Annotated in this window: 26 protein-coding genes; 3 read left to right on the plus strand and 23 right to left on the minus strand. The window is 66.1% G+C overall.

The features are described from left to right. Positions 1 to 1,185 precede the first annotated feature (1,185 nt). The gene (locus KDK95_RS05710) at positions 1,186 to 1,821 is read left to right on the plus strand and encodes a hypothetical protein (RefSeq protein WP_212516953.1); all 636 of its coding nucleotides are present in this window, start codon (positions 1,186 to 1,188) and stop codon (positions 1,819 to 1,821) included. Positions 1,822 to 1,975: 154 nt separating this feature from the next. On the opposite strand, the gene KDK95_RS05715 is transcribed toward KDK95_RS05710, so the two are convergent. Beyond that, positions 1,976 to 2,413, minus strand: a complete 438-nt coding sequence (locus KDK95_RS05715) for a hypothetical protein (RefSeq protein ID WP_212516954.1) — start codon at positions 2,411 to 2,413, stop codon at positions 1,976 to 1,978. On the opposite strand from KDK95_RS05715, the gene KDK95_RS05720 reads away from it, so the two are divergent. Together KDK95_RS05720 and KDK95_RS05725 are read left to right on the plus strand one after the other, a co-directional pair. Then, complete coding sequence (locus KDK95_RS05720; RefSeq protein WP_212516955.1) at positions 2,406 to 3,485, plus strand: hypothetical protein; 1,080 nt, start codon at positions 2,406 to 2,408, stop codon at positions 3,483 to 3,485. The two genes, KDK95_RS05715 and KDK95_RS05720, sit on opposite strands and share 8 nt — an antisense overlap. Then, a complete protein-coding gene (locus KDK95_RS05725; RefSeq protein ID WP_212516956.1) occupies positions 3,482 to 4,051 on the plus strand; it encodes a hypothetical protein in 570 nt (189 codons plus the stop codon). The genes KDK95_RS05720 and KDK95_RS05725 overlap by 4 nt, the downstream gene beginning before the upstream one ends. A gap of 89 nt (positions 4,052 to 4,140) precedes the next feature. Here the strand turns inward: KDK95_RS05725 and KDK95_RS05730 are convergent, their stop codons facing one another. From KDK95_RS05730 to KDK95_RS05835, 22 genes are all read right to left on the minus strand, one after another. Continuing rightward, on the minus strand, positions 4,141 to 4,596 hold the full coding sequence (locus tag KDK95_RS05730) for a GNAT family N-acetyltransferase (RefSeq protein WP_212516957.1): 456 nt from the start codon (positions 4,594 to 4,596) through the stop codon (positions 4,141 to 4,143). Beyond that, positions 4,593 to 5,873, minus strand: a complete 1,281-nt coding sequence (locus KDK95_RS05735; RefSeq protein ID WP_212516958.1) for a helix-turn-helix transcriptional regulator — start codon at positions 5,871 to 5,873, stop codon at positions 4,593 to 4,595. Before KDK95_RS05735 ends, KDK95_RS05730 begins: the two co-directional genes overlap by 4 nt. Positions 5,874 to 6,089: 216 nt before the next feature. Next, positions 6,090 to 6,521, minus strand: coding sequence for a hypothetical protein (locus KDK95_RS05740; protein WP_212516959.1), 432 nt, complete (start codon positions 6,519 to 6,521; stop codon positions 6,090 to 6,092). 73 nt (positions 6,522 to 6,594) lie between these two features. Beyond that, complete coding sequence (lysS, locus tag KDK95_RS05745) at positions 6,595 to 8,265, minus strand: lysine--tRNA ligase (protein ID WP_212516960.1); 1,671 nt, start codon at positions 8,263 to 8,265, stop codon at positions 6,595 to 6,597. A 314-nt stretch (positions 8,266 to 8,579) separates the two neighbouring features. Beyond that, a complete protein-coding gene (locus KDK95_RS05750) occupies positions 8,580 to 9,140 on the minus strand; it encodes an AAA family ATPase (RefSeq protein ID WP_212516961.1) in 561 nt (186 codons plus the stop codon). A gap of 18 nt (positions 9,141 to 9,158) precedes the next feature. Next, entirely contained in the window at positions 9,159 to 10,016 is an 858-nt protein-coding gene (locus KDK95_RS05755; protein WP_212516962.1) for a class I SAM-dependent methyltransferase, read from the minus strand. Beyond that, positions 10,013 to 10,855: a class I SAM-dependent methyltransferase gene (locus KDK95_RS05760; RefSeq protein ID WP_212516963.1), complete on the minus strand. Its 843-nt coding sequence runs from the start codon at positions 10,853 to 10,855 to the stop codon at positions 10,013 to 10,015. The genes KDK95_RS05755 and KDK95_RS05760 overlap by 4 nt, the downstream gene beginning before the upstream one ends. Positions 10,856 to 10,861: 6 nt before the next feature. Beyond that, complete coding sequence (locus KDK95_RS05765; protein ID WP_212516964.1) at positions 10,862 to 12,634, minus strand: amino acid--tRNA ligase-related protein; 1,773 nt, start codon at positions 12,632 to 12,634, stop codon at positions 10,862 to 10,864. Then, positions 12,631 to 13,278, minus strand: coding sequence for a YqcI/YcgG family protein (locus KDK95_RS05770; protein ID WP_212516965.1), 648 nt, complete (start codon positions 13,276 to 13,278; stop codon positions 12,631 to 12,633). Before KDK95_RS05770 ends, KDK95_RS05765 begins: the two co-directional genes overlap by 4 nt. Next, positions 13,271 to 13,810, minus strand: a complete 540-nt coding sequence (gene dcd / locus KDK95_RS05775; RefSeq protein WP_212516966.1) for a dCTP deaminase — start codon at positions 13,808 to 13,810, stop codon at positions 13,271 to 13,273. The genes KDK95_RS05770 and dcd overlap by 8 nt, the downstream gene beginning before the upstream one ends. Next, complete coding sequence (locus KDK95_RS05780; protein ID WP_212516967.1) at positions 13,791 to 14,303, minus strand: dCTP deaminase; 513 nt, start codon at positions 14,301 to 14,303, stop codon at positions 13,791 to 13,793. The genes dcd and KDK95_RS05780 overlap by 20 nt, the downstream gene beginning before the upstream one ends. Then, on the minus strand, positions 14,300 to 15,520 hold the full coding sequence (locus KDK95_RS05785) for a cytochrome P450 (RefSeq protein WP_212516968.1): 1,221 nt from the start codon (positions 15,518 to 15,520) through the stop codon (positions 14,300 to 14,302). Before KDK95_RS05785 ends, KDK95_RS05780 begins: the two co-directional genes overlap by 4 nt. A 1,023-nt stretch (positions 15,521 to 16,543) precedes the next feature. After that, positions 16,544 to 17,563 carry an aminotransferase class I/II-fold pyridoxal phosphate-dependent enzyme gene (locus KDK95_RS05790; protein ID WP_212516969.1) on the minus strand — a complete coding sequence of 340 codons (1,020 nt, stop codon included), beginning with the start codon at positions 17,561 to 17,563 and terminating at the stop codon, positions 16,544 to 16,546. Continuing rightward, a complete protein-coding gene (locus tag KDK95_RS05795; protein WP_212516970.1) occupies positions 17,560 to 18,915 on the minus strand; it encodes a radical SAM family protein in 1,356 nt (451 codons plus the stop codon). The genes KDK95_RS05790 and KDK95_RS05795 overlap by 4 nt, the downstream gene beginning before the upstream one ends. A gap of 227 nt (positions 18,916 to 19,142) precedes the next feature. After that, on the minus strand, positions 19,143 to 20,426 hold the full coding sequence (locus KDK95_RS05800; RefSeq protein WP_212516971.1) for a serine hydrolase domain-containing protein: 1,284 nt from the start codon (positions 20,424 to 20,426) through the stop codon (positions 19,143 to 19,145). Further along, complete coding sequence (locus tag KDK95_RS05805; RefSeq protein WP_212516972.1) at positions 20,423 to 21,352, minus strand: aKG-HExxH-type peptide beta-hydroxylase; 930 nt, start codon at positions 21,350 to 21,352, stop codon at positions 20,423 to 20,425. The genes KDK95_RS05800 and KDK95_RS05805 overlap by 4 nt, the downstream gene beginning before the upstream one ends. Positions 21,353 to 21,440: 88 nt before the next feature. Next, the gene (locus KDK95_RS05810) at positions 21,441 to 21,605 is read right to left on the minus strand and encodes a hypothetical protein (RefSeq protein ID WP_212516973.1); all 165 of its coding nucleotides are present in this window, start codon (positions 21,603 to 21,605) and stop codon (positions 21,441 to 21,443) included. A 116-nt stretch (positions 21,606 to 21,721) separates the two neighbouring features. Continuing rightward, a complete protein-coding gene (locus tag KDK95_RS05815; protein WP_212516974.1) occupies positions 21,722 to 22,579 on the minus strand; it encodes a protein kinase domain-containing protein in 858 nt (285 codons plus the stop codon). Continuing rightward, the gene (locus KDK95_RS05820; protein WP_212516975.1) at positions 22,569 to 23,201 is read right to left on the minus strand and encodes a nucleoside/nucleotide kinase family protein; all 633 of its coding nucleotides are present in this window, start codon (positions 23,199 to 23,201) and stop codon (positions 22,569 to 22,571) included. Before KDK95_RS05820 ends, KDK95_RS05815 begins: the two co-directional genes overlap by 11 nt. Positions 23,202 to 23,236: 35 nt before the next feature. Next, entirely contained in the window at positions 23,237 to 23,965 is a 729-nt protein-coding gene (locus KDK95_RS05825; protein WP_212516976.1) for a 2OG-Fe(II) oxygenase, read from the minus strand. Beyond that, positions 23,962 to 24,585 (minus strand): hypothetical protein, encoded by a 624-nt coding sequence (locus tag KDK95_RS05830; RefSeq protein ID WP_212516977.1) that lies wholly within the window; start codon positions 24,583 to 24,585, stop codon positions 23,962 to 23,964. The genes KDK95_RS05825 and KDK95_RS05830 overlap by 4 nt, the downstream gene beginning before the upstream one ends. After that, entirely contained in the window at positions 24,582 to 26,444 is a 1,863-nt protein-coding gene (locus KDK95_RS05835; RefSeq protein WP_212516978.1) for a radical SAM/SPASM domain-containing protein, read from the minus strand. The genes KDK95_RS05830 and KDK95_RS05835 overlap by 4 nt, the downstream gene beginning before the upstream one ends. Positions 26,445 to 26,462: the final 18 nt, after the last annotated feature.

A 26,462-nucleotide genomic window follows, 5' to 3' on the forward strand; every position in this document is an offset into this window, starting at 1 on the left:
AGACGGGAAGCCGCGATCGCCGCGCCGACGCGGGTGCCGATCCACCGCCAGCGGCGCGGCGAACTCGAGTCGCGCGGATGCCCCCGCCGCGGCGACCGGCCGTGGCGGTTGCGCGGCCCCGTGGCCCGCGTCCCGTTCGCCACGCACCTCGGCGCACTTCGTGGTCTGAGGCGGGCGGCAGCATGCTGGGCTCGCAAGCACGCCGTAACGGAGCAGACGCGGTCAGGTGCACCCTGCTACGGTGAAGCCTTGGGTCGCTCCTTCGGCAGCGCTTACCCCGCCCGGGGGGCAGTCCACGAGTGGGCGGGACCCGCTGGTCCCGGGTACCCCGCCCACTCACATAGGGGCCAACAATGTACTAATCTAGGTACAGAAATCCGCGCCCGCCGTCGGCTTGGCGTCCGGGTAGCGCCACGGCGATCAACTGTGCGCCGGCGCGGACGGGCGTTCGACGGCTCGCCTTCGGCCGCGGCTGGACGCGCGTCGCCGAATGCGACCCTCAGGGGTTTCTTCCTGCTCTGTCTTCACCGTGCTCCGTGGCAACCGGCCCCGCCGTCCGCGGGTCTTGCGGCACGCAGCGTGCGGTGAACGGTGCCGGGACAGCCGTGATCACCGTCTATCTCAGGTATCACAATGCGCATCGCCCGCTCCGGCGAGACGGAGCGGGCGATGCGCATGTGGTGCTCATTCAGCGTGGTGCGCTGGAGGTCGAGTCGCGAATCCCGATCACCGGCACGTCCGCTAGCAGCCTGCCAGAGCGAATTCGGCCGCCTCTGATGCGGGAAGCTTTTCGGGCGCGGCGGGCCCGGACACCGTCGTCCTCGCCGCGAGCGCCTCAGCCACCGCCGCCGCCTGCCGCGAGCTCACCGGCCAAACACCGCTACCCCGTTCCAACGCCCGCCGGATGTCGTCTGCCTCTACGTGCACGTTCGCCCTCTCTCCATGGTGCTCCCCGACCACGTGTGGACGCGGCAAATCTACGCATCTGCCCCACCCACCGCGGGAAAACAGGCGTCGTGAAAGAGCGCATGCGTCGCGCCCCTCCCCGAGCACAACTTTTTGTGCCCACGACACATTAGTACTATAGTTCGTCACCGTGCGCCACAGTCAACAGCGGGTTGTGTCAAAATCTGGACACTGACTGTATGTCAGATTTCTGATAAGCGATGGGGGGTGGAGGGGCAGGTGACAGCGCCTCCAGGCGGACAGCCGCCACGGCTCAACAGCGACACCGTCAAGGACCGTCTCAACAGGTTGTTCGAATTCTTCCCGAACCCGGAGACCGGCCTGCCCTACACCAACGAACAGGCGGCCGCACGCATCGCGGCGATGGGCACACCCATCCACCGCAACACGATCACGAACGCCCGCCGGGGCGAGACTGAGCCCACGCTCAAACACGCACGCGCCATACACGGGCTGTTCCCGGCCGCCCCCGGCGACTACCTCATGGTGGGCACGGAAGCCGACCGCAAGGCGATCGCGGCCCAGGACGCGCAAACCGAGCCTGAGACCGACGCCGTGACCGAGGAGGACCTGCGCGCCATCGCGCGCCTGTTCGGCGCGCCGGAGGAGGTGCTGACCAGCGACACCGACCTCGGCAAGGACTTCGATCTCGAACTGCAGGAGCTCCTCGCCCAGCGCAGGAGCGGCGCCCACTTCCTGGCCTTCGCCATGCGCTACGACCAAGAGCCCGACGCCGAGGTCAAGCAGGAGATGATCCGGCAGCTCGAGCAGGCCGGCCGCATCGGCCGGCGTCTGCTGGCCAATCGCCGACATCCGGCCCCGCACGATGGCCGGGACGACGATGCGGATTCCTGACTGGTATCACCGCAGGCGCGTCCGCCTGGCCGCCGACCGCTTCCCGCTTCCCCCGGACGCCGGCCTGGCTCTGCAGCACATCGTCGAGCAGACCGAGCAGCTCACCGGGCGACTGACGATGATGGCGCCGGTGCCGATGGATCCACGCGGCCCCTCAGGCCGCGTGGACCGGATGCTGATCGACGGCGAGGCCCTGGACCTGGTGCAGGTTCCAGAGGACGCCGACGTCGCGCACCAGGAGCACATCGCTCTGCACGAGGTGGCACACCTGGTGCTCGGCCACGTCGAGATCCCCCAGGCCGGGCCCGACGCCACCAGCCATCCGATCCTCGCCTCCATCTACGGGCAGGACGTGCTCGACAGGGCCCTCGAGACCGAGGGCTCGTTCCTGCGCGGATGCGTTGCCTGCGACAGCGCCCAGGAAGAGGAGGCCGAGGCCTTCGCCCGCCGGCTCGCCGTCCGGATCGCCCTGGCCCGACGCCCCCACGCCGTTGCGGACGCGGGCCAGGACGCGCAGGAACTCGCCGAACGCGTCGTCGCGCCTTCGGCATCGAATAGCAGCAATCCGAACGGGGAGGACAACGGTGGACATACTCACCCTGACAGTGGCCGCAATCGCCTGGGCCGCAGCGCTCGCCGGCCCAGCCAGATGGTGGCGCCACGGCCGGCCCGGCTCCGGCCTGATGTTCGCGGTCATGACCGTTCTGGGCACGTGCTTCCTGCTGCTGGACAACAGCGTGGACGCCGCACTGCGCCACGCCGTCCCGTCCGAGCAGAACATCGAGGTCCTTCTGCGCGACTGCGCCGGGATGATCCTCGCGTGGTGCGTCCAGATGCTGATCCTCGCAGCGGCGTACAGATCCGAAGAACGAGCCGCCGCCGCCCGGTGGCGCACCGCGCTGCTGCCCGCGGTGCTCATCGCCATGACGGCGACGTTCCTGATCGAGTTCGCCGGCAAGCCCTTCGCCGTCGACTACGCCAGCAGGTGGGGCCAGGACGGCGTCTTCCTCCTCTACAGCGCGATCTACGAGGGATACTTCCTGGTCGCCCTGTGGGACATCCGCGCCCTGAGCGTCCGAGCCGTCAAGATCGCCGCACGCCCCTCGGTCAGGGCCGGGCTCCGCATGATCAAGGCGGCGGCCTGGTTCGCGCTGGTCTACGTCCTCGCAGTCCTCGCGAACCTCGTCATCGACCGCTTCCACCCCGCGACCCCCTGGATCATCGCGGTGGGCACCTACTCCACGCTCGTGGCCGGACTCCTCCTCGTCGCCGGCATCCTCACCCCGGTCGCCGGGATCGGGCTCGAGACCGCCGTGCGCGCGCCCGAAAGGCGCCAGCAGATCAAGCAGCTCGCCCCTCTCGCCCGCATGCTCGACGCGTCGGAGTCCGCACCGCTGCTTCCGACCCAGGAACACGTGACGGCACGGCTGGTAGAACTGCGCGACGCCGCGCGTCTGCTGCTCCCGTGGTGCGACGGTGCAACCACCGAGGCCACCGAGGCCGAGGTCGCGCGAACACTGGCGAACGCCGCACACGCCCGCCTGCAGGGCAAGCCGCAGGTGCACACCGGATGGTCTCTGCCGGCCTGGTTCGCCGATCCGAAGCGCCTGGCGCTGGTCGCCGACGCACTGACCACCGAGCCGACGGAAGCCCTCACGCCATGAACAAGACCCTCGCCGTCCTGGCCCGCATCGGCACCGAGCTAGGAGCCCCATGGGTTCTGGTGATCCTCGTCGCCGTCCCCGCCGGATTCCTCGCCCACCATCCCTGGTGGGGCGCTGCGCTCGCGCTGGTCGCCTCCGTGCTGCCCCAGTCGCTCATCGTCGCCCACCGCGGCTTCGGCGACCGCCACGCGCGCGGAGTCGACCGCCGGTTCGAATACGCGGTGACGATCTTGCCCGTCCTGGCCTACTGCGCGGCGGCGGCAGCCTGCCGGCAAGGCGCGATGGCACTGCTCGCGGCGGTGATGATACTCACGCTCCTACTCACCGGTTTGGTGACCGGGATCTTCCGGTGGAAAGCGAGCGTGCACGCGGCCGTAGCGTCTGGCGCCGTATTGATCTGGTGGGCACTCGGACTCGGTGGCCGCGGGGTGCTCCTAGCCTTCATTCTGCCGGTCTGGATTAGCTGGTCGCGCGTACGCGTCCGCGATCATACTGTGGGGCAGGTATGGGCGGGGGCTACGTGCGGCGTGGTCGCAGGGATCGTCTTCGCCCTCTGTGCCGGTTGAGGACGTACCGTGCCCGCGCATCCCAGACCCAGCAAGGCAACTAGCGAGCGTCAAGCTGGTTCACCGGTTAGTGGCTAAGGACTTGGCCCTTAGAGAGTCACACGATACGAGATCTTGCCGGTGCTCGGGATAGCTCCGAGTGACTCGTAGAACCGCTGCGCCGCTTCGTTGTCACTATCGGTTCCCCACTCGAAGCGGCTGCATCGCTTGGCCCTTGCAACCTGCTCCAGGGCGGCCATCAGTTGCTTGCCGATGCCGGTGCGTCGGTATGCCTGGGCCACATACAGCTCCTTGAGGAAGAGCGAGGTCGTGAAGCCGGAGGCCGGCCAGTGGAACGAATATGAGGCGAATCCGGCCAGCTTGTCGCCGTCCCAAGCAAGCATCGCCTCGGCCGCCGGCCGATCCGCGAACAGCGCCTCGGAGATCTGTGCCACCTTCTCGTCCAGCGACTCTGTGGGTGTTCCGCCATAGAACTGCTCAAGTTCGTCCATGAGACCAGCGAGTTGCGCGGCGTCCTCAGGACTGGCTGCGGTCAAAGTGATCATGGTTCGAACACCTCGTTCTCATCGGGGGTCATCAGTCGGTCTCGAAGTTCCGCAGCAGCGGGCAGTGCGTGGCGGCGCGCCAAGGGAATAGCCTCGAGCAACTGCCGACCACGAAGGTTGATGATCCCCGCGCGTTGAGCGTCACTCAAGCCACTCATGACCTCGACAGCGTACGCGAGGCCCGATCCTGCGTCACCCGCGCGGATTAGGCAGGACGCGTGGTCGAGTTGGGCGAAGGTGCGGTCCATGTAGTCGTCCGGGCTGCACAGCGCGAGAGCTTGTTCTGATGCGCGCCACGCGTTGGCCGTGTCGCCGAGATGGGTGTAGGCGTTTCCCTGGTGGAAGCGCAACTGGCCCTCGTCGTAGCCGAACGCGGAGTCGTTGACGAACTCCGGCGCCAACCTGCTCAGAGCGTCTTCGGCGTTTCCGAGAGCGCGCTCGCAGCCATGTACGTCGCCCCGGGCGGCGAGAATCCTCGCTTCGAGGGCCACCGAGAGCACAGAGCCGACCCTGGCCGTTGCGCCCGCCGCGTCCTGGGAACCGCGGGCAACTATCAGGGCTTCGCCGAGATCGCCGCTGTAGTAGTGCCCGTAGGCCTCCTGGGCCAGGACCCAGGAGAGGGTCTCCGGCTCGCCGGCTTCGACCGCGGCATTCCTAGCTACGCGGGCCCAGCTTCGGAAGTCGCTGCGCCTATCCAGCTTAATCAGTGTGAGGCACAGTAGTCCTGACATCTGTGCCGCGACTCTGGTTAGAGTGGCAGCTGTTGAAAGGGGACGGGGCCGAGCGAAGAGCTCCTGGATTTCGGCAAGGTCAGCCGTAAGATCTGCAAACAGCACACTGGCGGGCTGGCCCCTGGCGACCAGTCCATACCGCCGAACGGTCTCCTCGAGATCGGAGAGCAGAGCGTTCGAGAGCGAACCACCGGATACTGAGTTCGCGAGCGCTATCCGGAGTTCGGCCAGTCCGCCCCCCGTGGTTGTCGTGCCGATCGGGTTGCGCGTGTTGTGATCGGTGTTAAGGGAGAGTTCGATCGGCTGTGCGGCAACGAGCTCCGGCACTACATGCTGGCTCTCGCTGAGCAGTTGGTCGAGCTCGCCGACCGTGATTTCCAACGCACGTGCCAGGCTGATGCGCAACCAGGGCTGGGGCTCGCCAGTGCCTGCCTCCCAGCGGCCGACGGACCGGACATCCACCCGCAGGCGATCTGCAAGGTCCTGCTGGGACAGGCCGACAGTGCGTCGTCGGCGGGCGAGCCTGGTTCTGCGCGGCTTGATCATCTGTCGAACTCGCCGCACCCTTCCCTGCTCGTCCTCGACCTAAGGCCCCGGTTCAGGTCGTCAGTATCACAGACTACTGTCTGCTTCTCCATCCAGGCCATCGCCCGAGCACGGCCGCCGTTTCCTCAAGCCAAGAGTGCCACCGGCGAAGGTCGAACGAAGGCCTGGCGGAATCAGCGGAAGGTCCAACTGGACCCGGCCACAGTCTTGTGGCGCCTAGAGGCAGCACTCCCCGAACGGGCCGATCGGAGGTCCCAGGTCAATAGAGAGGTCGGCGACCGCTGCGTTGACGCTGGATCCGCCGAGGAGCGGGACTAGTTCATCCATTACGTAGGCAAGGACAAATTCCGCCTCGGCTTCCGTGTCAAGGGGGACCTTGCTGTCAGTGCTGGAGCACCAGATATGAACTTCGATGGTGTCGCTGAGCAGCCCCAGCACGAGCGCTCGGCCGATGGCGTGCCACTCACCTCCAATGTCGGCTCTTGCGCTAGCCCAAAGATGAGGTTCAACGACGATCGAGACTTGCTGGGGTAGATTGATGGCTCCAGAGCGCAAAAGCGCTTCGAAAGCCGTCGCGGATGCTGAGATCACCTGGCCAGTGAAACCTCGTCGAGTCCGCGGAAGCTGTGCTCCGAGGCGTTCGCTCACGTCGGCTCTTCTCCTCGTCCGTGGCACACTCGCATGACGCGCCGATGGCATTCAGGCAGGTATCGTGGCCGCCTTACGGCACAGTGAGGAGCTTCTGGATACGTTCGATTCCGAGTGCCAGGAGGAGTGTGGGCAGTCGGGGTCCCGTGTCGCGCCCGACGAGCAGCATGTAGAGCAATGAAAACAGTGCGCGTTGTTCGGCCTTCAGCTCCGGGGTGGGCTCGGCATCCAAGGCCAGCCCCGCCTGGAGCTTCGGAACCCCGTAGACGAGGGCGGTGAGCCCAGGAAGTGACCAGTGCTCATCGAGACCGTCGAGCAGGAGCTTGAGAGATTCGCGCTGTGCGCGGGTCAGTCGGTCAAGCTGGGCAGCGTCTGGTTCTGAGCGGACCTGGGTCCGTTCGTCGGCGGGGACGTAGTTACTGATCCATGCCTGTGCGCAGTCAAGGCGCGGGCGTGCCTGATCCAGCGTCTGAAGCGGGTCATCGACCGTGAGGTCTTTCAAAATCCGTAGAGTCTGCTGATCGTCGCCTGTCGTGATGTCGACGACAGAAGCCAGAGTCCGGAAGGGCAGCGCCCTCGCGGTGGTCGGTAGAGTTCGCGTCGCAGAGCCAATCGACCTAGCGCGCACCGCCAGGTCCCCTGCTTCAGCCGTGCCAGCATCGATCTTTCGGCCGAGGGCGTCCCACTCGTCGTACAGGCGGCTGACTTCCTGATCGAATGCAACTGTGATCGCCTGGTTGGGCTTGCGACGGGCGTAGAGCCAGCGCAGCAGCGGGGCCTCGATGATCTGAAGTGCATTGGTCGGTGTTGGGGCGCCGCCGACCGAGCCACTCATCTTGGCCGAGCCGCCGCTCGTTCCGACGAAGGAATAGCCGAGATAGGAGGGTGGCCGCCCGTTGAAGACCTCTCTTACGAGCTGCGAGCCGACGGTGAAACTGGATCCTGGGGAGGAGTGGTCGACGCCGCCGGCTTCGAAGGTGACTCGCTCGTACGCCCACCGCATGGGCCAGTCGACCTTCCAGACGAGCTTGCCCCCGTTCACCCGATTGAGCGCGAATCCGTCCGCGTGACCGCACTGGCAGGTGTACTCGATGTAGGTCGAACTCTCGTCGAAGGCAGTGATAGCTGTCGTGTCGCGTCCGCAGGTCGAGCAGTACGGCTTGTACGGGTAGTACTCGATGCCCGCGCCAGCACCCTCGGCTTCGTCGTCGTCGCCCTCGGGCTCGTCGCCGGCCTTCTTCGCAGTGCGGTAGCGGCCGAGGACAGAGTCGATCTGAGCACGATTCCGCATCGCGTGGAGGATCTGGTCGCGATACGCACCGGAGGTGTACATCTGGGTTTGGCTGACCTCGACCACCTCTACTCCGAGCTGCAGGAGTGCGGCGCGGAAGGGCTCCTTGAAGTGTTCGGCCCAGTTCGGGTGCTCGCCACATGGGTCTGGCACCGATGTCAGCGGTCGACCGATGTGCTCAGCGAAAGAGCTCGGCTGGCCCGCGGGCACCTTGCGTAAGCGATCGTAGTCGTCCCACGACAGGATGTGCTTGCACTCCAGGCCCCGCCGCTGCAGTTCGTCCGCGACGAAATGGGGAACCATGATCTCCCGTAGATTGCCCAGGTGAATCGGCCCTGACGGGCTGATCCCTGAGGCGCAGACGAGGGGTGTGTCCGGCCCGCGGCGTTTGCCTTCGGCGATGACCTGGTCCGCTGCGACGGCCACCCAATCGCCTTGCTTCACGCCAGCCACGTCACGCCTCCAGTAGATGTTGATCGCCGAGATACACAGAGGATAGCCGCTCGCACGGGCTCCCAGTGCCGCCTGCGCTCGCACAGCGCTCGAACTTGGGTCACATCATGCCCGTCCGCTGTAGTGAAACCGGCGGCATCGCCGGAGGTACGCTCAAGCCTATTAGATAGGTGTTAGGCCGACCATGTGTGGACTTACGCTGCATTCGCGGCAGAGCAGTGGACCGGTCGGGTAGTCAACCTTAGGACTCGCGGCAAGCCGACCATCCGCACTCCGCATTGAGGGTGGAGGCAGAAGTATCAACACACCGTCATCTATATCAACCGGCCTTCCGGATCGGCTAAACCAGCCAGCGTGATGACTGCTGCAGCGATTTGTGGCGGCGTGAGATGTTCGGTGTCGATGTGGGTGGCGAAGACCGGCAGGGCGAGGGAGGCCAGGCAGCGTTCGACTTGGAGGCCTTCCCAGCTCAGCTCACCCCAGCGATCAGGTCCTTCACCGCGCTGGCGCAGCCTTTCCCTGATCGTCTCGGGCTGCGCTAGCAGCGTCACATGGGTGACGGCTATGCCGAGATCTCGGATAGGCTGAACAATTTCGCCGAACACACGGGGTCGGACGATGGTCATTGGAATGAGCAGGTCCCGTCCGTACGTTCGGTGGACTTGTTCGATCAATGTACGAGTGAGCGCTGGCCATATTGGTTCGAGTTCGAACTCCTCCATGCGCATCACTTCGGGTAATTGCGCCCAGAGCATGTGTCCGACCTTCTCGGGGTCGATGATGAGCGCGTCAGGAATGAGCTTGTTCAGTTCGGCGACTGCTGTGGTTTTGCCGACGCCGAACGGCCCGTTCACAAAAATGATCAATTGGGTCACCTGGGGCATTGAGTTTGCTTAAAAAAGCTCCACGTAGCGGTGCGGGTATGTGGTCGCGTCGTAGCGCAAGACGAAGACGGAGTAGCGCTGGTGGGCGCGGAGGCGGTTGGTTGCGTTCTTGACCGATTTGAGCCGTTCGGTCATGGCCTCTTTCACTCGTGGGTCACGGATTTCCGCGTCATGGCAGACCCGCTCGATCGTGGAGTAGCAGTAGTGCGCAACCTGCTCGTCGGTCTCAGGGGTGAGGGTGTGATCGGCCTGGTAGATCACATCGAGTCCGCGGAACAGGTCGAGGGCGTCGGCTCGGGTCTCCATCGGGCTGGTGATGCCGAAGATATCCCGCCGCAAGGTCTGGACTTCTTCGGGAAGTTCGTAGTCGCACCAGAACGGCGCGGCCAGTATGTGGCCGCCGTCCTCGAGCAGATCCACGAGCCGACGGGCCATGCCCGGAGGATCCGGAAAGAACCCGAGGGCCGCGCCGACGGCGATGTGGCTGAAGGAGCGGCCGGGGGCGAAGTCCATGCCGTCCGCCTGGACGTACTCCACGTCTGTCGCGCGGCCGCTTTGAAGGTGGTTGTAACGCGCGAGGGCGATCGCATTGGCCGACAGGTCGAAGCCCAAGGCTCGGCAGCCGGTGATCCGGGCCAACTCCCGAGAGGTGAATCCGGTGGTGCAGGCCACGTCCAGCAGCGTGGAGTTAGCGCTCATGCGCGCGTGCAAGGCCCAGTCATTGATGGTGGCGAACGCGCCGGGCATGACGTTTGTCTGATTGATCATGGCGACGAAGTCGGGATAGCTCGCTGCCCAGACATGTTCGGGTCCAGTCGGCGGCGTGGCGAGCGGCCATGTGAGGTTGAAGCCCTGTGTCGTCGTCACCGGGAGGTCTCCTTCGTGGCTTTGATGGTGAAGCTGAGGGGGAATGGGTCGTTCTCGATTCGCCACCAGCCCGGTCGGTCGGAGTCCTCAATCATCCAGCTCAGGGGCCTCCAGGGCAGCCGGGCGTGTTCAGCGAGTTCAACTATGCGAAGCCCGGCGTCGGCCAACGAGGTGACGACGTCGCCGATCGGGTGATTCCAGCGGTGCTGCGGGTGCCCGAGCTGCACGGTCATGTCCACGTAGGTGCTGGCTTCCCGGTCAGTGACCGGTTCGCTGTGCCGGAAGTATGGATTGCGGGGCAGATAACCGGTGCCGTCTCGTTCGTCGTCCCAGATGAACAGGTGGGGGTGGCCTTCGGCGAGGAAGAAGGTTCCACCCGGGCGAAGGTGAGCGGCGATGGTCTGCGCCCAGGCGGCTAGGTCTGGCAGCCACATCAAGACGCCCCAGGAGGTGAAGCAGATATCGAACAGTCGCCCCAGTCGGCACTGACTAATTTCAGCTTGCTGGAATTGTGCGGGCAGTTCGAGTTCGGCGGCCAGCGCCTGGGCTGCGGCGATCGCAGCGGAGGAGAAGTCGATACCCGTTGCCTGCGCGCCTTGCCTGGCCCAGGACAGCGTCCCGAGTCCCAAGTGGCATTGGAGGTGGAGCAGCGTGCGCCCCCTCACGTCGCCGACCCCTCCGAGCTCGAGGTCGTCGAGCGCGATAGCGCCAGCCCGGAAGCCGGCGAGGTCATACCAGGCGCTCTCGGCGTGGATCGGGACGCGGGCATCCCACATGGCTTGGTTGGATGCAATCCATGGCGCCGCGCCAGTCTGCGGCCTCGGATCCAGGGTGGTCACGGGATGTCAACTCCGGCGGGTTCGGTGACGATCTACGACGTGGGCAAGTCGGTTCATGCCGAGGCCGACGCCCACCACGGGAGGCAGGCCGGATGTGAAGGTGTCGAGGATTTGCTGGTATTCGCGGTGGACCGGGTGGGGGTCTCGCGCGAATTGCTGGGCGAAGGCTGCGGCCAGGACGTCTGGCCGCCGCTCATTTCGACTGATCTCGGCAATCTCGACACCGTGCAGGTAGATCCATGTGCGGGCGGCGGCTCGGCCCTCGCCCTCGATGAGGGGCGATGAGGGACCGGGAATCTGGGTGATCGCGATGTGTCCGGTGAGCTGGCTGCGCAGCTCGTTGCGCCACAGCCGACGAACGAGGAGATCGGGATCGCTCGTTCTGGCTGCGTACTCGGGGATTCGAGTTGCTGCGAGGGCGCTTATGGCGGACGTGTCGCAGGTGCGCAGGCCGCTGAGGTGCAGGAATGCGTCGTCGAATGTCCATTGTTGTAGCGCTGGTGCGCCGGGGTACGCTGCGGTGATCAGGCGGCTGACGTGTTCGAGCATGGCTGGCCGGTCGAGATCGGCAGCATAGGCCTCGAGCATCGTGAACTCCTTGACCGGCCGGCCGCGTAGTCCTTCGTTGCGGAAGCTTGGGCCGATCTCGTAGCAGCGGGTATAGCCCGATGCGATCAGTTCGAGGAGAGCTGGTTCGGTGGTCACACGCAGGTATTGGTTCTTCTCCGCTGAGTGAGCCCAGGTCGTGAACGGTCGAGCTGCGCCGCCGCGATAGCCATCGCTCAGGATGGGCGTCACGGCTTCAGTGAACCCGGCATTCTGGAGGTAGCGACGGACCGGGTCAAGCACGTCGACCGTGTCCATCGGGGCGGGTCGCCGAGGTATTGCGCCCCGGATTCCGCATTCGAGGTGCTCAACGAACATTGCCTGCTGCCCTGACCGAGTCGCGCGGATTTGTCCATCAACGACGACCAAGTCGCCCGGACGTAAACGCAGGCCGACTTTAGATTCGAGACACAGTTGGACCGACTGCTGCGCCCAAGCCAGATTTGCGAACGTCACCTTGCTGTGCCGGCGCACGTTGAGAACCCGGCCGGCGAGTCGGAGGTGTTCGCCAGTCGCGCTAGTACGCGCCCAGTCTTTGAGGGGGAAGGCGTTAAGTACGTGCCCGGACGGGTCGCGATCCAATGTCTCGAGTGCTGGAGCGAGCGGATCGCCACGGCCAGTCAGGGCGAGCAGAAGCTCCTGCGGGCTCTCGGAGCGCGGGTCAGCCAGCCACACCAGGCGGCGTAGGGCGATTCTGCGGCGGTCATCTTCGAGCGACGGCATAAGGCGGAGAAGGAATACGACGGCGCACGCGCGAAGTACAGCTGCGCGGCACGAGATCGGCCCGGTCAGTGCTGTGAGGACATCCCGCAGCGCATCGTGGTCCACCTCGCCTGCTGGCCACGGTTGTTCGCCTTGCGGAGTTGCTGCCGCGAGTGACAGGAGCAGGACGTCGTACTCGGCAGGGCCGCTCGCCGAGGCGGGGATTAGGGCGCTGGGCTGTTGGGCCTCCATCCGATGCGAAAGGAGCTCGACGGCGGGGACCGGGCCGCGCTCCAGCAGCCGGGCAATGCCGGCCATGATCAGGACTGCCTCAGCCGGGGTCTGGTCCAAGTGCGGCGGGAACAGGTACTGCGCCGATTCCAGCAGTTCCCTGGCGGCGTTCCAACTTCGAGGCGGAGAAGACGCGTGTAGCTGCGCGGCGCGCCTGGCAAGTTCGGGAATGGTGCTCATCGTGCCGCCAGCCACCAGCGGATCGGGCTTCGCTCGCTTCCGGGCATCGGCCAAACGAATTTCAGGGCCTCGACGTCCTGCATTGCCAGTTCCGTGTCGTACGGGCGCCCGGAGGTCGTGTAAGCCTTTTGGATCCCGCGGCGAACGGCCTCGGGGATCACTGAGCCGCGAGGCGTTGCGTGCCGGTCGAAAGAAGCGACTGGTTGCAGTAGTAGGAACGTCGATTGAGAACCGAAGGTGGCGCGAGTCGAAGTGGCCGGATAGCAAGGGGCGAAGGCAAGAACGAACCATCGGGTACCCGACAGGGTCAACCACCAGTGCTCGTTGTCGGCATCGGCGAAGGCCTCCGAAACGCTCATACCCGAGGCATCCAGAAGCCCGCTAATCACCTCGCGGGTCGTTACCGCGAGCGACGCCGCGCTCTCGCCGTGTTCGGGGTCGGTCAATTCGATGAGGAAGCCGTCGAGTTCCTCCTCCTCGACGTGCGCCGCGAATGCCTTGAGCGCCGTGACGGCAGCGGCGCCGGCAGCTCGTGCGTCCCGTCCTGCGAAGGGCGCGGCACTGTGGACCTTAGCGCGGCCCGCGAACGGGCAGGACGCCGCCTGCTGGATGGCCACGAATTCGGCTGATGGCTGGTCATACATGAGTGATCTCCGCTGGGCGTTGGTCCTGGTAGCTGCGGGAAATCTGCGGTCCACGAGCGTGCTGATACTTGCCCTGGTAGAGCGAGATCTCGCCGTGCGGTACCCAGAAGGTGGCCTGGGCGATCAACATGCCGGGGACGATGCGAACCGGGAGAGTCGCGTGCAGTTGCAGCGTGGACTGTCCGAAGAATCCCAGGTCGATCAGGTCGGCTGTCACGTGGACGAACAGGCCGAGTCTCGCGATGCCGGACTTGGCGTGGATCATCGGAACGTAGTGGTCGCTGCCGAAGGACTCCGCGCTCTCGCCCAGGACAAAATCGCCCGTGGCAAGGTCGAATCCTGAATCCCTCATCTCGACCTCGTCGTACTGCGCCTGGTGCCGTGGGTCGAGCACCTGCTCCCGGTAGATGATCAACCGACGCCCGAGAGCGAGATCATAGGAGTTGGTCGTACACCGTTCCCGCTGGAACGGCTCGATGCGGATTCGCCCCAGCCCGGCCTGCTTGGAGATTTCAGCTCCAGTGAGGATCACCGCTCGCTCCTATCATCGACTCGTGTGGACCGTTGAATCGCGCGTACACGGCCGGGGCAGGCTCGATCGTGCCAGCGTTGAGCCAGAAAGAGACCTGCCCGATTACCATGTACGGGTAGATCCGGATCCGGCGCGCGGCAACCAGTTCGAGCGTCCAGCGATGACATGAGGTCGTGTGCCCCAGGTCCGCCGAGACCTGCACGAACAGCCCGAGCCGGCCAATGGAGCTCCGCCCGATCAACTTCATCGCGTACTGCGTACTCCCGATGACCTCCGCGGTGTGTCCGAGGTACATGACGCCGGGATCCAGCACGAAGCCGTCCTCTGGCAGCACAGAGTCGTGAAAGGCGCGGCGGCTCGCGTCGTAGACCTTGATGAGCGGGCCGAGTTGGTAGTTGTAGCTATTCGGGTTAAGCGCCTCTGGCCGGAACGGGTCGATCAAGATCTGCCCAGCCTCGATACCTTGTGCAATCCGCTGACCGGTAAGGATCATGTGTGGCTCCGGTTAGGAGATGTGACCCGTAAGGGGATATACGCGGGAGTGCGGAGCACCTGGGATGGCTTCCACCTGACCTGGGATGGATCGAGCTCGAAGCTGTCAATGTGCTTCATAAGGGACCGCAGGAAGGCGACGGCCTGCATTCGCGCCAGGGCGGCGCCGAAGCACGCGTGAGCTCCGAGCCCGAAGCCCACGTGTGGGTTGGGACTTCGGGCCGGCTGGAACTCGGCTGGGTCTGCAAACGCCTCCGGGTCCCGGTTCGCGGAGGCCTGCAAAAGGATCACCCGTTGCCCTGCTCTCACGCGTGTGCCGGCCAGCAGAACTTCGCACGCGGCTGTGCGGGCCGTAATCTTCGAAGGGCCGGACAGGCGTAGCACCTCTTCGACGAAGCCCGCCGCATACGCGGGGTCGTGCGTCACTCGCTCGCGCGCATCTCGATGCTCTATGGCCGCCAGAACGAGGGAGGAGAGCAGACTACTGGTGGTCTCGTGGCCGCCGACGAGTAGCGCGATGCAGTTCGCTAGGAGTTCGTCCTCGCCAAGGCGCGCCCCGTCCGCTTCGGCGTGCACCATCGCGGAAACGACGTCCTGGCCCGGAGAGCGCCGCCGCGAATTGATGAGTTCGGCGAAATAGCCGCTAAGCCCAAGCCACGCTTCTGCCAGGCGGGCCTGCTCACTCGCCGAGAGCTTGGGCTCAGTCAGAAGCACGACATCGTCTGACCAGTTCTTGAGCTGCGCCGACGCAGAAGGGTCGAGACCCATCAGTCTGCTGATCGTTAGTACCGGCAGCCGGTCGGCCGGTCCGGAAGCCGCATCGCCGCCGCTTGCCCGCACGAATGACGAGACGAGCCCCTCAGCCTCCGCGGCTATCGGCTCCCGGAGCATGGAAATGTGGCGTGGGGTGAAGGCCTTGGACATGACGCTGCGAAGCCTGGCGTGGGCCGGGGGGTCTGTGTAGAGGATCCACGAGGCAACCGGCCCCAAGAGTTCGCGCAGGTCGATTGGCAGTTCCTCCAGCATGCCGTGAGCAGTCGGCGCGCATAGGAATCGCGGATCGCGCATCAGTTGGCGAACTTCCCGATACCGCGGGAACACGAGACGGCCGCTTCCCAGGTTGGGACACTCGATCGCTCGCGGCCCTCCCGCCAAGGTGTCAAGGGCCGTGCTGGATCCGATCGGCTCCAGCGCCTCGAGTACGGTTCGCTCGTTCATATACGCTCCTCCCCATTTGCTTCGCCAACTCGATGTGCCTCGGAGAGCCGAACGACGCCAGCCGGACCGACGGAGGCGGCACAGAGGCCGATCCGCTGGGAGATCCTCACGTCTCCGCCCGCCGACGGCCCAGGGTGCTTCGTGGATTGAGTCCCAATCGGTGTGAGGATTGAGAATCAGAACCCAGATTGTACAGCACGTGCGTATCCCTTAGCACTCTGTTATCAGATTGCCCGCTTCAGCCCTTCGCGCGGCGGGATCGTGCCGCAGGCCGAGATCAGAAAGGTGCCCCGCAGTGACGACTGAGGCTACGGCAGCAGGGGGGCGCCGCCTCGGTGTCGCCGCAGCGCACGACGCTCAGGCCAGCTACGAACTGGTGGCGACGAGGTCGCAGTGGACAAGGTTGTATCGGCCGCCGATTCCGAGTGCATATCGAATCGCGAATTTCACAAGAAGTGCCATTTCTATGTGCACCCCGCGCCACGTTTCTTTAACAACGGGGCCGCTGCGCATGTATGAAGTCAACGCGGCCGGGTCCTCCGCGAACCATTGGCTTGGTCCGTAGATGGCCTCGATTTCCTCGACGCTTAGACGCATCGTGATGCGCGAAGAGCACTCAAGGTTAAGACTGCTGAGTATCGCGGTATGCATATCATGCACACTTGTGGAGGCCGAAGGGGCCGTCAGTCTTTGACACTCACGAGCCTGAGCCCGCCATGCCCCGAGGCTGTAGCCGTCTCTGTAGCTCTGGCGTCCGGCGATGATTAACGGAAGTTCGGCGACAAGTCCGGGACCGGCAGTGTCACTCGTTGATGTGGCGGCTAGTGCGTCCAGCAGGCCGTTCCACTCTGTTGCCACCGCGAGTGCCTCAGAGACAGAGAGAGTTCTGGCAAACCCGTCCGGCTTGAGAACGACTCTAGCCGAAAGTGCCTCGCGCCGAGCGGTGCCACAAGTTCTGATACTAGGGCGGCTGGATCCTTCAACCATCAGCGGCTCCAATGCAGTATTTGAGTTTCGGCGTCCTCACGCCGCGGCGGACTCGGAGTCGAAGGTCACGGCGAGGCTGGTCAGGACCGAGCCAGGCCAGTTGTTCTCGCCGAACACGCTGATCGGCATGGCGAGTATGCGGTACTCGTGTCGGAGCGTCTCTGCCGGGATTTCCACCGGGAAGAAGTAGTTTCCGGGATATGTTCGGGTCACTGGTGGGATCGCTGCGAGTACCTCTTCAGGCAGTCGTTCGAACAGCCGATGCGCCCTCGCGGCCAGCGCGGTGACGACTCGCTGGGGTGTGGAGTCGTGTTCGGTCAGGAGGTGCTCGGCGAGCCGTAGTTGAGCTGGCGATGGCGGGTCCGCTCGGAGCGTGTCGGCTAGTTCTGTGTCCTCCGGGCCCAGTAAGACTACGCCGAACGTGCGTGGCCATAGCCAGCCCTTGGTGACCGAATGCAGTATGACTGCGCGGCCGGTACCCAACAGCCGTCGTGTGCCGGCGGCGAAGGGGACTCCGAGGTCGTACACGGTGTCTATCAGGAGTCTGCGGTTGGGAGATTCCTGCAGCCATGCGATTACTGCAGTGCACTCAGCGTCCGAGAGGTGTCGGCCGAGGGGCTTGCTGGGGTTGGTGAGCAGCAGGTACTCGGGAGAGCTGTCCGGCGTGGTGCACGGGAGGGTCGGTTTCGGCAGCGTTGGGTAGGTGGCGGGTGAGATACCTGCAGCCTGCGCGAGGTCGAAGTACACCGGGTAGACGTCGCTTGGCAGCCACAAACGCGGGTGCAAGGCGCTTAGCCACTGGAAGACCATGCCGAGCCCGTGGCGCACCCCTCGACTGATCACGGCTTGGGCGGCGAGCTCGGCCGGAAGTTCGAAGTGGCGCAGCCATGTGCGGGCGAGGTCACAGCGGTGCACGGTGGTCCCGCTCGTGTCCCGGGGCGGTTCGGGCCGCAGGGCGGCAAGTGTCCGGTAGACGTTGGTCTCGGCGGCGTCGAGAAGCGGTGGTGAGGCGCCGATTTGACCTCGCCGGAGCGCCTGGAGTTCGTCGAATCTCATGCCGCCTGGCCGATCGAGACGATCTCGCTGGCTCGGTCTTCCAGGGAGGCGTAGCAGCGTCCGTCGGCCATGACGTTCCAGCTGCGTGCGATCGCGTTGGTGCGTTCCCACAGCAGGCTCGGCTCGGTGTATGCGGCTATCCGCATCGGTCGCCCGTCCCAGTCGCCGCGATAGACAGGTGCGCCCCAGGGCAAGCGACTGGCTAGTTCGAAGCCGTGTTGTTCGGCGAACCGGGTGACCACGGACAGCGAGACCTGGTGCTCTCTGCTCCAGAGGTTGGCGGCGCGGTCGAAGTAGAGCGACTCGGTGCTGGTGGAGACGTACAGCTCTTTGAAACAGACTTCCTCGACACCGACCGTCCCCGCCCACGAAAGGTAGTCGGCGACGCCGGCCGCGTCGACCACGCCGCCGCGCTGCAGCACGCAGATCAGCCTTATTCGCAGTCCAGGCCAGCGGTCGCGTTCCGACTGCGCCGTCTGGAGCAGGGCGCTGGCCGGGGTGCGCAGCATCATCAGCCGCTCGCTGACGGCTTCGTCCTGGTGGTGCCGGGAGATCGCCAGCACGTTAAGGCCCGCGGCGCTCAGGGCTTCCAGACGCTCGGCCCGGTCGGTGTGCTCGCCTTTCGACAGAGAGTGTGCGTTGGTGATCAGCACGACCTTCGGGAAGGCCTGCGAGCACGCGGACACCAGCCGAAGCTGCTGATCGAACGGCAGAAGCGTCGGCTCGCCTCCGCCGGTGATCACGGCGCGCTCGGCACCGGCCGCACGAGCACGCTCGATCCAGCGGGCATTCGCATCCCAGGGAATCTGTGAGGCTGCTTGATCGCTGGAGATCGACGCCGAGGAGAAGCAGAACGGACATCGAGCCTGGCATGCGGAGGCGACTGGCAGGAGTGACACCGAGCGCGGTCGTATGTCGGCGTACCGGGGCAGCGCGATGCGGTGTAGCCCGAGGGAGGCCGCCATGGCGTCCTCGACGGTCGTTGGGAACAGAGCGGACGTGTCGCAGTCCTCGTCGAGTTCGTGGACGGCCGACAACCGGATGCGATCCTGATGCAGTTCTCTGCCGAGGCCGGTTGCCACGTTCGGCACCAACTCGCGCGGGTCCACTGTCGTCTCAAGTACCAGCAGTCGGTCGCCCGGGATGGCCAGGCGCTCGAGCAGGGTTCGCGCCTTGTCGATGCCGATACCCAGCTCCGAGCGGGTCAGCAGGTGAAACCGGTCGGGGAAGGTGCTTTCCGGAATCCCCGCCTTGCCGTAGGTGAAGGCGTACTTGTCGAAGCCCCTGGCGAAGTTCGAGAGCACGATGACGTGGAAATATTTGCTGTTGGGACTCTGCTTGCCATCGTGCATCGGCGTTCCTCTCGCTTGATGTCACTTCCAGAACTTGGCCGCTGCAGGAATCTCGGTGGTGGGCGAGCGTCCGACGGTCTCTGTGGCTCTGGGCGCCGGGCTGTACGAAAATCGAAAACTGCGGCCGTGTATCGCGGCAGCCCCTCCTTCGTGGACGCCGGCTTGCTTGTAGTGGGCTGGCGCCGTAGCTGTCCCGCTGTCTTGCTGAGCGGAGCGCCAGACGGCTGTTATCCGCCAGCCCGCAGATAGTGGATGCCTGGTGCGCGGTCGAGATCCAGGACGAATTCGTCAGGCGGGTGAATCCCGGGCGAGGCCAGTGTGATGGCGATCCCTCGTCCGGTGAACCTCCGCGGCCGTGTGGGATCTGGCTGGAGGTTGTCGACGGTGCCGCGCCTGATGACCGACAGGCCGTGGGGGTGGCGCCCGAGTCTGATGGAGCCCGGCAGTTCGCGTGCGTGATAGCGGCCCAGATCCTCGAGCGGCTCCCCAGATGCGGTGGGCGCTTCGAACGATCCTTCACGCGGCTGGTGGGTGATGTACTCGCCCACCAGCATCTCGACATCCTCGGGGGTGCATCGGGTGCGAACGAGTTCGGCCATGACTTTGTCGGCCGGGATCCAGTCCGCGTTGCTCGCGCAGGCGAGGGCGAGATTGTCGCCTCGCAGGTATGTCGATGCTGAATATCCGTGCTCGTGGCCGTTGTGGAAGACGGCCGGCTGGGACTGGTTGTTTATGGCGAACAGGCCCGGGCCGTAGGTGTGGCCGCGCCCGCACGGCACGTATGCGATCTCTGCTGCGCGCGGTAGTCGTGCCGGCCAGTGAGGTGCTATCACCGAGGTCAGGTGTCGGAGCCAGATCAGCAGGTCGGACGGGGTCGTCCAGAGCGAGCCTGGGCCGGCGATGGCGACCGGGCGCTGGCCGCTAGTGAAGCCGGATCCCGTCGCCTCGTAGGACGAGGCCGCGTGTGCGATCGGTGCCCGGGCATCTGGCCGGAAAGCTGTGGCGGCCATGCCCAGCGGCTTGAAGAGGCTGCTTCCGGCGAGTTCGTCGAATCCAGGGTCGTGGACGGATTCGAGGATGGCGGCCAGGAGGAGGTAGTTGGTGTTGCTGTAGAGAAACTGCCCCGGTAGGGCGCATCGCCGTTGTTGGCGGTAGGCGAGGGTCAGCAGGTCGGTGGCCGTGTAGTGGTCGAGGTCCCGGTATCCGCACAGGGAGAGCATGGCTTCGGTGTCGCGGATTCCGGAGGTGTGGGTGATGAGATCGGCCACGGTGACGTCGTCGACGACGAGTCTGGGTAGGAAGGTGCGGGCTGGGGCGGTCAGATCGATTTTTCGCTGCCGAGCGGCGTCGATGACGAGGTGGGCGGTGATCTGCTTGGCCACTGACCCGACGTTGAAACGGGTATCGGGGTCGGCGGGGAGGCCGTGCTCGATGATGGAGTGGCCGCGGGCGACGTTGAAGTTTGTGTCGTCGGGCAGGGAGACGGAGACGCTGATCGCGGGCGAGATCACAGGGCTCGCGCCTTGACGTACACCGTCCGCAGGACATTCTGCAGGGACGCATCGCTTACCATTGCCACGGCGCGTTCGTGGTCTGTGTCGGTGTGGGCGAGCAGCGCCGTCTGCTTGTCCAGGTAGGTGGCGAGGAAGTCGGCGACGGGGCCGTCTAGATGGCGGAGGACTTCGGAGGCGTAAATCATGGTGAGGGGAAACGCCCAGCAGGCGTGGAGGTAGCCGAAGGCCGGCCGCTTGAGCTCTTTCCAGGGCGAGTAGAACCAGGTCTGGTCGTCGAGGCTGATGCGACGAAGCGTGAGCGCGGAATTGAGCCAGTTGTGTGCGGCTTCGTGGACGAGGTCGCGGCCGAGGATGTACGGGTCGCCGGCGTGGTCGGTGTAGACCGTGCCGGGCAGCCGTGTGATGGACCAGCTGGCCATGGTCTGTCCGATCACGCGTTCTCGCAGGAGGCAGATGATCGCGGCGTGCTGGTCGATGAGCGGTCCGAACCCTTCGCGTGCTGCGGCGCTCAGCGCCGCCAGGGCCAAGTGTTGAAGTTCGCTTTCTGCGGGGCGCGATTCTTGGCCCAACAGGTAGTACGGGGCATCGGCAATGGGCGAGTTCTCGAGGCTCGCCGGATCGATGTGAGGCAGGATGTGTCCCTGCCATGGCTCGGGGAGCCGCAGGTTTCCGAAGCTGGCAGCGTCGTGGCTGCGATACCAGCCCAGGGAGCTGGCGTCGCGTGAACGTGCGGCGTCCTCGGCGCCTTGCAGGCGGTGGTGGTCGATTGCGAATTCGACTGCGAGGCTGCCCGGCGCGTTGGCGGTCGCTGCGGTGCCGCCGGCGCTGGAGTCCAGAACGCGATGGATGCGCGGGAGTTGGTCGGCGCGCCAGCGGGCGACCTCTGCGTCGATCGGCGCGGTCAGGGTACTGAGTTCGGTCATGGGTGCTCCGTTGGGACCGGGGCCGTCCGCCACGTGCGGGTGGCGGACGGCCGGTGTGCCGATGGTCGGGTCGACCGGGTGCGTGTTGTTACCTGGCGGCCGTGGCGGCCGGCTCGAGGCTCCAGCCTTCGGCGGAGACGCTGGAGGTGTGCGCGGTGGTGCGAACGGTGGTGTCGTCGCCGCGCAGGTCGTCGACGGCGGCCAGGAACTCCTCGATCGTCGTGTCGTCGGTCTGCTCGAGGGTCTGCGACATGCTGATCTCCTTCTGTCGGGTGGGTCGGACGGGATGGAGCGTCGTGCTCGGAAGGGGCTGGTGGCACATATGGGGCGGTGCTCGCTCCCGCGGTCGCATCAGCGAACTCCTCCTGCTCAGAGGTGGGCGGCGTGCTTGAGGGCGTCGGCGAGTTCGTGCGCGCTCGGCCGGGCTGAAGGATTGTGGTCGAGTGATCGGGTGATCGCGTCTCGTGCTTCGGTCGGGATGCGGCCCAGCTCGTTGGTGCTGCCGAGTCGGGGCAGGTCCCCGACGATGAACCGGTAGGCGAGGACGGCGAGGCTGAAGACGTCGGCGGCCGGAGCGGCGGCGGCATAGTCGGAGCAGTACTCCGGCGGCCAATGGGGCTCCGGGGGCCGGGTGCGCGGCCCACGCGGCTCTCCGATGCGGTGGGCGGCGCCGAGGTCGGTGATCAGGCCCCGGCGTTGATGGATCAAGATGTTTTCTTGGTAGATGTCACGGTGGACGATGCCGTGCTCGTGCAGTGCGGCGGCTGCGTTAGCAGCGTCCGCGAGCATCTCCAGGTCGGTTGCCGGCCGGTCCGGTGCGAGCAGATGGGTCCGGAAGTTGCCGCCGTCGCAGGGGGGCATCGTGTACCAGGGCAAGCCGTCGAATTCGCCGACGTCGATCACGGGGACGATGCCGCAGGTACCGGAGGCTTCGAGCGCGAGTTCGCGTTCGTGCAGGAAGTCCTCGCGGGCGAGTGCCCGTTCCGGCTCGGTGAGCTGGTTGTACCAGTAGAAGCCGTAAGCGGTGGGCCGCTCGGGCTCCGGCATCTGGTGCAGGACGTGGTTGCTGCCAAATCCGACCTTCATGACAATCGCGGGAGCGTCGGGCTTAGAGGCGTACAGCAGAGTGCTCGAGCGGGTGAAGGCGAGCAGGTCGTGCACTACCCAGCCTTCTCGGGCCACCAGGTCGACGACCCACGCGGCAGGGTGCAGAGGGTCAAGGCGCATCGGGTTCTCCCGGCATGGTGTGCTCTCCGATGAGATGGAGACATCGGCTGGTGATCGATTCCAGGTCCTCTTCGGTGCGGCAGGTGTGGCGAACGACGGTGGCGCCGGTCAGCCGCGTCCAAGCCGAGGCTGCTCGCTCGTAGAGTTCGGCGAGCTGCGAAGCGATGCGCGGTTCTTCGACGAATCGCCGACCGGCTTCGCGTCGCCAGATCCGGGCGAGGCAGACGTGCGCCGGCGTGGTCAGCAGAACAGTGACCTCGGGATGGGCGGAGGTCTGCGCGGCCAATTCGGCGAGGTGGTAGTCGACGCCGCGCCGACCAGAGAGAGCGAGCAGGCACGCGGTAGAGATGATCCATCTGTCGGCCAGGACGAGGCCGGCGGCGCGGGCCGGGGCGAGGTTGTAGGTGACGTGAAGGCCGAGGTCGCGGCGTGCGGCGTCGAGGGCCCCGCCCGGCTTGCCTCCCGCGCGCAGTTGGATGAGTGTACGGGTGGCGTCGGGGTCGAGCCAGGAGAACTGGCCGAGGTCGACGGCGGGTTGCGACCGGTCGGCGGTGAGCGAGAGAAGGCGGTCTCGCACGGTGCTCTTGCCTGCGCCGGCGATTCCTTCGAGGGCGAGGAGCATCGGTTCCTGCCTCCTGGGCGAATGCGAGTGAGCGGCTAGGCCGCGGCGAGCCAGCTGATGAACTTGCGTGAGCGGCCGGCGAGGACGGGGGTGGTGGCGTGGGCGAGTTGGGATCCGTAGAGCAGCGCGGTCCCCGCTGCAGGTTCGGCCGTCCACGCAGTGCGCGAAGCGGCGGTGAACCACGCGGCCGAGCGGTCGGCTCCATCGCGTGCGAAGGCCATGCCCGGGGCGTAGCCGTCCCCGGGTTCGGCGGCCTTATCGGTCCACAGACAGGGGTCCGCGGTGGTCTCGACCTGGAACCGGCCGCCCTGCTCGGCCTCGGTGATCAAGACGCTGATGCCGGCGATCTGCCGCGGCCAGCTCAGGGGGTCGGGGGCGATGCCGTCGAGGTGCGCGGTGATGTGCTGGCCGGGACCGTATTCGACGTATGTCCAGGGACGGCACAGTGTGACCGAGGGCAACGCTCGCGACAGGGGCTCGCGCGCGCGCTCGAACGCGCTCTGCAGCAGGGCCTCGGCGTCGCTCGGCAGTTGGCGTACCTCGATCCGCCCGGCCGGCTCGTAGAAGGCCATCGCTTCGGCCGCGGTGCGCCCGGGGATCTCGTGGATGCTCTCGGTACGTCCGGCTCCGAACCTGTCGCCGCCTGTGGCCCGCATGTGCTCAGTCATCACAGTCTCGAGGCGGGCGATCTCGGGGGCGGTGAGGAATCCTTCGATGCTGCCGACGGTGAGTGTCTCGGCGAGGTGGATCGGTGCTCGATTCATGCAGCGCTCCGTAAGAGGGTGATGCGGCGGATATCGTCCACGCCCGAGCAGTGGTTGAGCCACGTGTACAGGCGCCCACTCGGTGCGGTCGCCGGGTCGGCCCAGCAGCCGAGGAGCTCGGCGGTCAGAGGCAGCGGGTGCGCCTCAGCCAGGTGGATCGTCGCTGCGGGCGTAGTGTCGCGGTCGAGTTGCTCGCAGTCGGCGTCATACTGCGTGGCGAAGGCGTGGGCCAGGACGCGTGCAATGGCCTGGGCGGCGTGGTCGTGCGGGACGCTGGCACTAAGCGCGGCGGCCTGGGCGAGGATCCAGGTGGCCGCGATCGTCTCGGCGCTGCGCGCGACCGTGCACGGCGCGCAACACCCCAGGTTGTCGGCTGGGCAGGCAGGGCCGGCGCCGTGCTGTTCCGCGATCCGCGGGAGTAGCTCCCACGCGCTCGAGCACAGCACGTCCCGCGGTACCGGGCGATCCAAATGCGCGCCGCTGTGCAGACAGCAGGTCCGGGCGGGCGCAAAGGCCACCGCGTCGGGATGCTCGACGATGACCGGCTCGATGAACAGCGCGTGGAAGTAGCCGATCCTCCCAAGGAGCTGGTGGAGGCCGAGTATCTGCTCCGGAGTCATGCGCCGCGCCCCTCCTGCCGGCACGGGCACGGTTCCGCGTCCTGTGGGCGGGTCATGCGCATCGCCTCAGCGACGAGCGCGGTGGCCGCGTCGAGGTGGGCGAAGTAGTCCTGCCACGCCGACGGGCAGCTCGGCTCGAGCCGAAGGTCGAGCACGGGGCTGCGGGTGCCTGCAGACTCGCATTGGAGTTCGGCACGGCCGATTACGAGCGCGACCGGGCTCGGAAGCTGCCCCGCGACGTTCGTCGCAACGCGGCACAGCGCGTTCGCGACCGCTTGGTACTCGCGCCGGCCGCGCGGGATGATGCCGAGCTGGCGGATACGCGGGTCCAACTCGAGGCCGTCGTAGGCGTGGCCAGCGCAACTGTCGTATGTGATTGCGTTCCACCGCGCCACAGCCAGGTTCACGAGCGGTTTGACGCCCGGCTCGATCGCGGCGTCCCATTGCGGGTGACGCGGGTCGAGATCGTCCGCCTCGTGGATGCCTGGCAGCCCGACGGTGTTGATATTGCCGTAGGCGCTGTGCACGAGCCGCGCCGGGGCCCGCTCGGCGGCCGGGTCGTCCCACCGGCGGGTGAACGCGGCGACATCGCGCATGGAGTTGACTACGCGCGGCCTCCAGCGCAGCGTACGGCAGGTCACGGCGCCCACCTGCCCGGGAGCAGCGAGCAGGCCCGCGACCCCGTCGATCAGGCGCATGCGGTGGGCGCAGTAGTCCTCGTCCTGCTCCGGCTCGGCCGCGCGCAGGCGCGTGGCCAAACATCCGCCGACGCAGGTGTCCCGATACGAGCACCCGACGCACTTCGCCATCAGCGAGCGCAGGCGTTGGTTCAGGGGGGAAGCGAGTTGAGCTGCAGACACGGCCGCCGGCGAGTCGAGGCGCTCGAGACCGCCGAGCTCTGCGGCAGGCCAGTCCAACTCGTCGCATCCCCCGAACCGGCCGTCCGGATAGAGGGTGAACACGTGCTGGCACTTGAGATCGCTGAAGTGGCAGTACCCTGACGGCAGTCCACGCAGGCGCCGGATCGTGGAGACAACCGGCTCCAGGCTCATCCGCCGGTGGTACCCGGCCTCGACCCAGCGCGCCCCGGCCCGCAGAACGAACTCGGTGAACTGATCGGGCGTGACCGACCACGCGGGTGCCGCCTGATCGGAGACGGCGCTGCGCTGCAGGACCCGGCTGCCTGGCAGCCTGGAGGAGTCGGCGGCGGTCGGCCGGCGCACCGCCCCGTCGAAGCACGGAGCGAACTTGACCGCGTTGACCGCGTCGAACGACGCCAGGTGGTCGATGACGGCCTCGGGCCGACCGAGAAGCGCCGAGGTTACGGTCGCGATGATCCCGACCTTCCAGCCACGCAGTGCGAGAAGCTCGAGAGCCGCAACGACCCGGGGGTAGACCGGCGCGCCGTCGTAACCGACGCGCCACGCATTTCCGTGCGCGTCTCCATCGAGGGACACGCCCAGCTTCAGCTGCGGATAGTAATCCTCGAACAGGTCGAGCCACTCGTCATCGAGCGCGACCGCGTTGGTCTGCATGCTCACGCGCACGACCGTCGGTGAAACGGCCAGTTCCTGGAGAATTGCTCGCATGCCGACCTTGCCGATGGTCAGCGGCTCCCCGCCGTGTAGTTCCACGGCAAGGGGCCGCTGACCGAACAGCTCGGTGATCCGGCCGACCTGGTCGGCGGCGATCCGCAGACCGCCGGGCGATTCCTTGCGCTTCTCGTAGCAGTAGACGCAGTCGATGTCGCACGTCTCTCCGCGAAGCTTCACGATCACGGAGACTGCGCTGTCGAGCTCCGTTGGGTTGAGCGAGCGGTAGAGCTGCTCGATCTCCTCGTCCACGGCGGTGCTGGTCATCTACTGCCTCCCCGGAAG

It is taken from the genome of Actinospica acidithermotolerans (assembly GCF_018139625.1).
Taxonomy (GTDB): Bacteria; Actinomycetota; Actinomycetes; order Streptomycetales; family Catenulisporaceae; genus Actinospica; species Actinospica acidithermotolerans.

What these genes read in the sequence shown, in the direction of transcription:
- KDK95_RS05815 (WP_212516974.1), bottom strand. Translation starts at nt 22,579, where the DNA reads ATGCGCCTTGACCCTCTGCACCCTGCCGCGTGGGTCGTCGACCTGGTG.
- KDK95_RS05725 (WP_212516956.1), top strand. Translation starts at nt 3,482, where the DNA reads ATGAACAAGACCCTCGCCGTCCTGGCCCGCATCGGCACCGAGCTAGGA.
- KDK95_RS05715 (WP_212516954.1), bottom strand. Translation starts at nt 2,413, where the DNA reads ATGTCCACCGTTGTCCTCCCCGTTCGGATTGCTGCTATTCGATGCCGA.
- KDK95_RS05805 (WP_212516972.1), bottom strand. Translation starts at nt 21,352, where the DNA reads ATGACCGAACTCAGTACCCTGACCGCGCCGATCGACGCAGAGGTCGCC.
- KDK95_RS05730 (WP_212516957.1), bottom strand. Translation starts at nt 4,596, where the DNA reads ATGATCACTTTGACCGCAGCCAGTCCTGAGGACGCCGCGCAACTCGCT.
- KDK95_RS05830 (WP_212516977.1), bottom strand. Translation starts at nt 24,585, where the DNA reads ATGACTCCGGAGCAGATACTCGGCCTCCACCAGCTCCTTGGGAGGATC.
- KDK95_RS05770 (WP_212516965.1), bottom strand. Translation starts at nt 13,278, where the DNA reads ATGTATGACCAGCCATCAGCCGAATTCGTGGCCATCCAGCAGGCGGCG.
- KDK95_RS05835 (WP_212516978.1), bottom strand. Translation starts at nt 26,444, where the DNA reads ATGACCAGCACCGCCGTGGACGAGGAGATCGAGCAGCTCTACCGCTCG.
- KDK95_RS05820 (WP_212516975.1), bottom strand. Translation starts at nt 23,201, where the DNA reads ATGCTCCTCGCCCTCGAAGGAATCGCCGGCGCAGGCAAGAGCACCGTG.
- KDK95_RS05785 (WP_212516968.1), bottom strand. Translation starts at nt 15,520, where the DNA reads ATGAACGAGCGAACCGTACTCGAGGCGCTGGAGCCGATCGGATCCAGC.
- KDK95_RS05735 (WP_212516958.1), bottom strand. Translation starts at nt 5,873, where the DNA reads ATGATCAAGCCGCGCAGAACCAGGCTCGCCCGCCGACGACGCACTGTC.
- KDK95_RS05825 (WP_212516976.1), bottom strand. Translation starts at nt 23,965, where the DNA reads ATGAATCGAGCACCGATCCACCTCGCCGAGACACTCACCGTCGGCAGC.
- KDK95_RS05780 (WP_212516967.1), bottom strand. Translation starts at nt 14,303, where the DNA reads ATGATCCTTACCGGTCAGCGGATTGCACAAGGTATCGAGGCTGGGCAG.
- KDK95_RS05790 (WP_212516969.1), bottom strand. Translation starts at nt 17,563, where the DNA reads ATGAGATTCGACGAACTCCAGGCGCTCCGGCGAGGTCAAATCGGCGCC.
- KDK95_RS05810 (WP_212516973.1), bottom strand. Translation starts at nt 21,605, where the DNA reads ATGTCGCAGACCCTCGAGCAGACCGACGACACGACGATCGAGGAGTTC.
- KDK95_RS05795 (WP_212516970.1), bottom strand. Translation starts at nt 18,915, where the DNA reads ATGCACGATGGCAAGCAGAGTCCCAACAGCAAATATTTCCACGTCATC.
- KDK95_RS05765 (WP_212516964.1), bottom strand. Translation starts at nt 12,634, where the DNA reads ATGAGCACCATTCCCGAACTTGCCAGGCGCGCCGCGCAGCTACACGCG.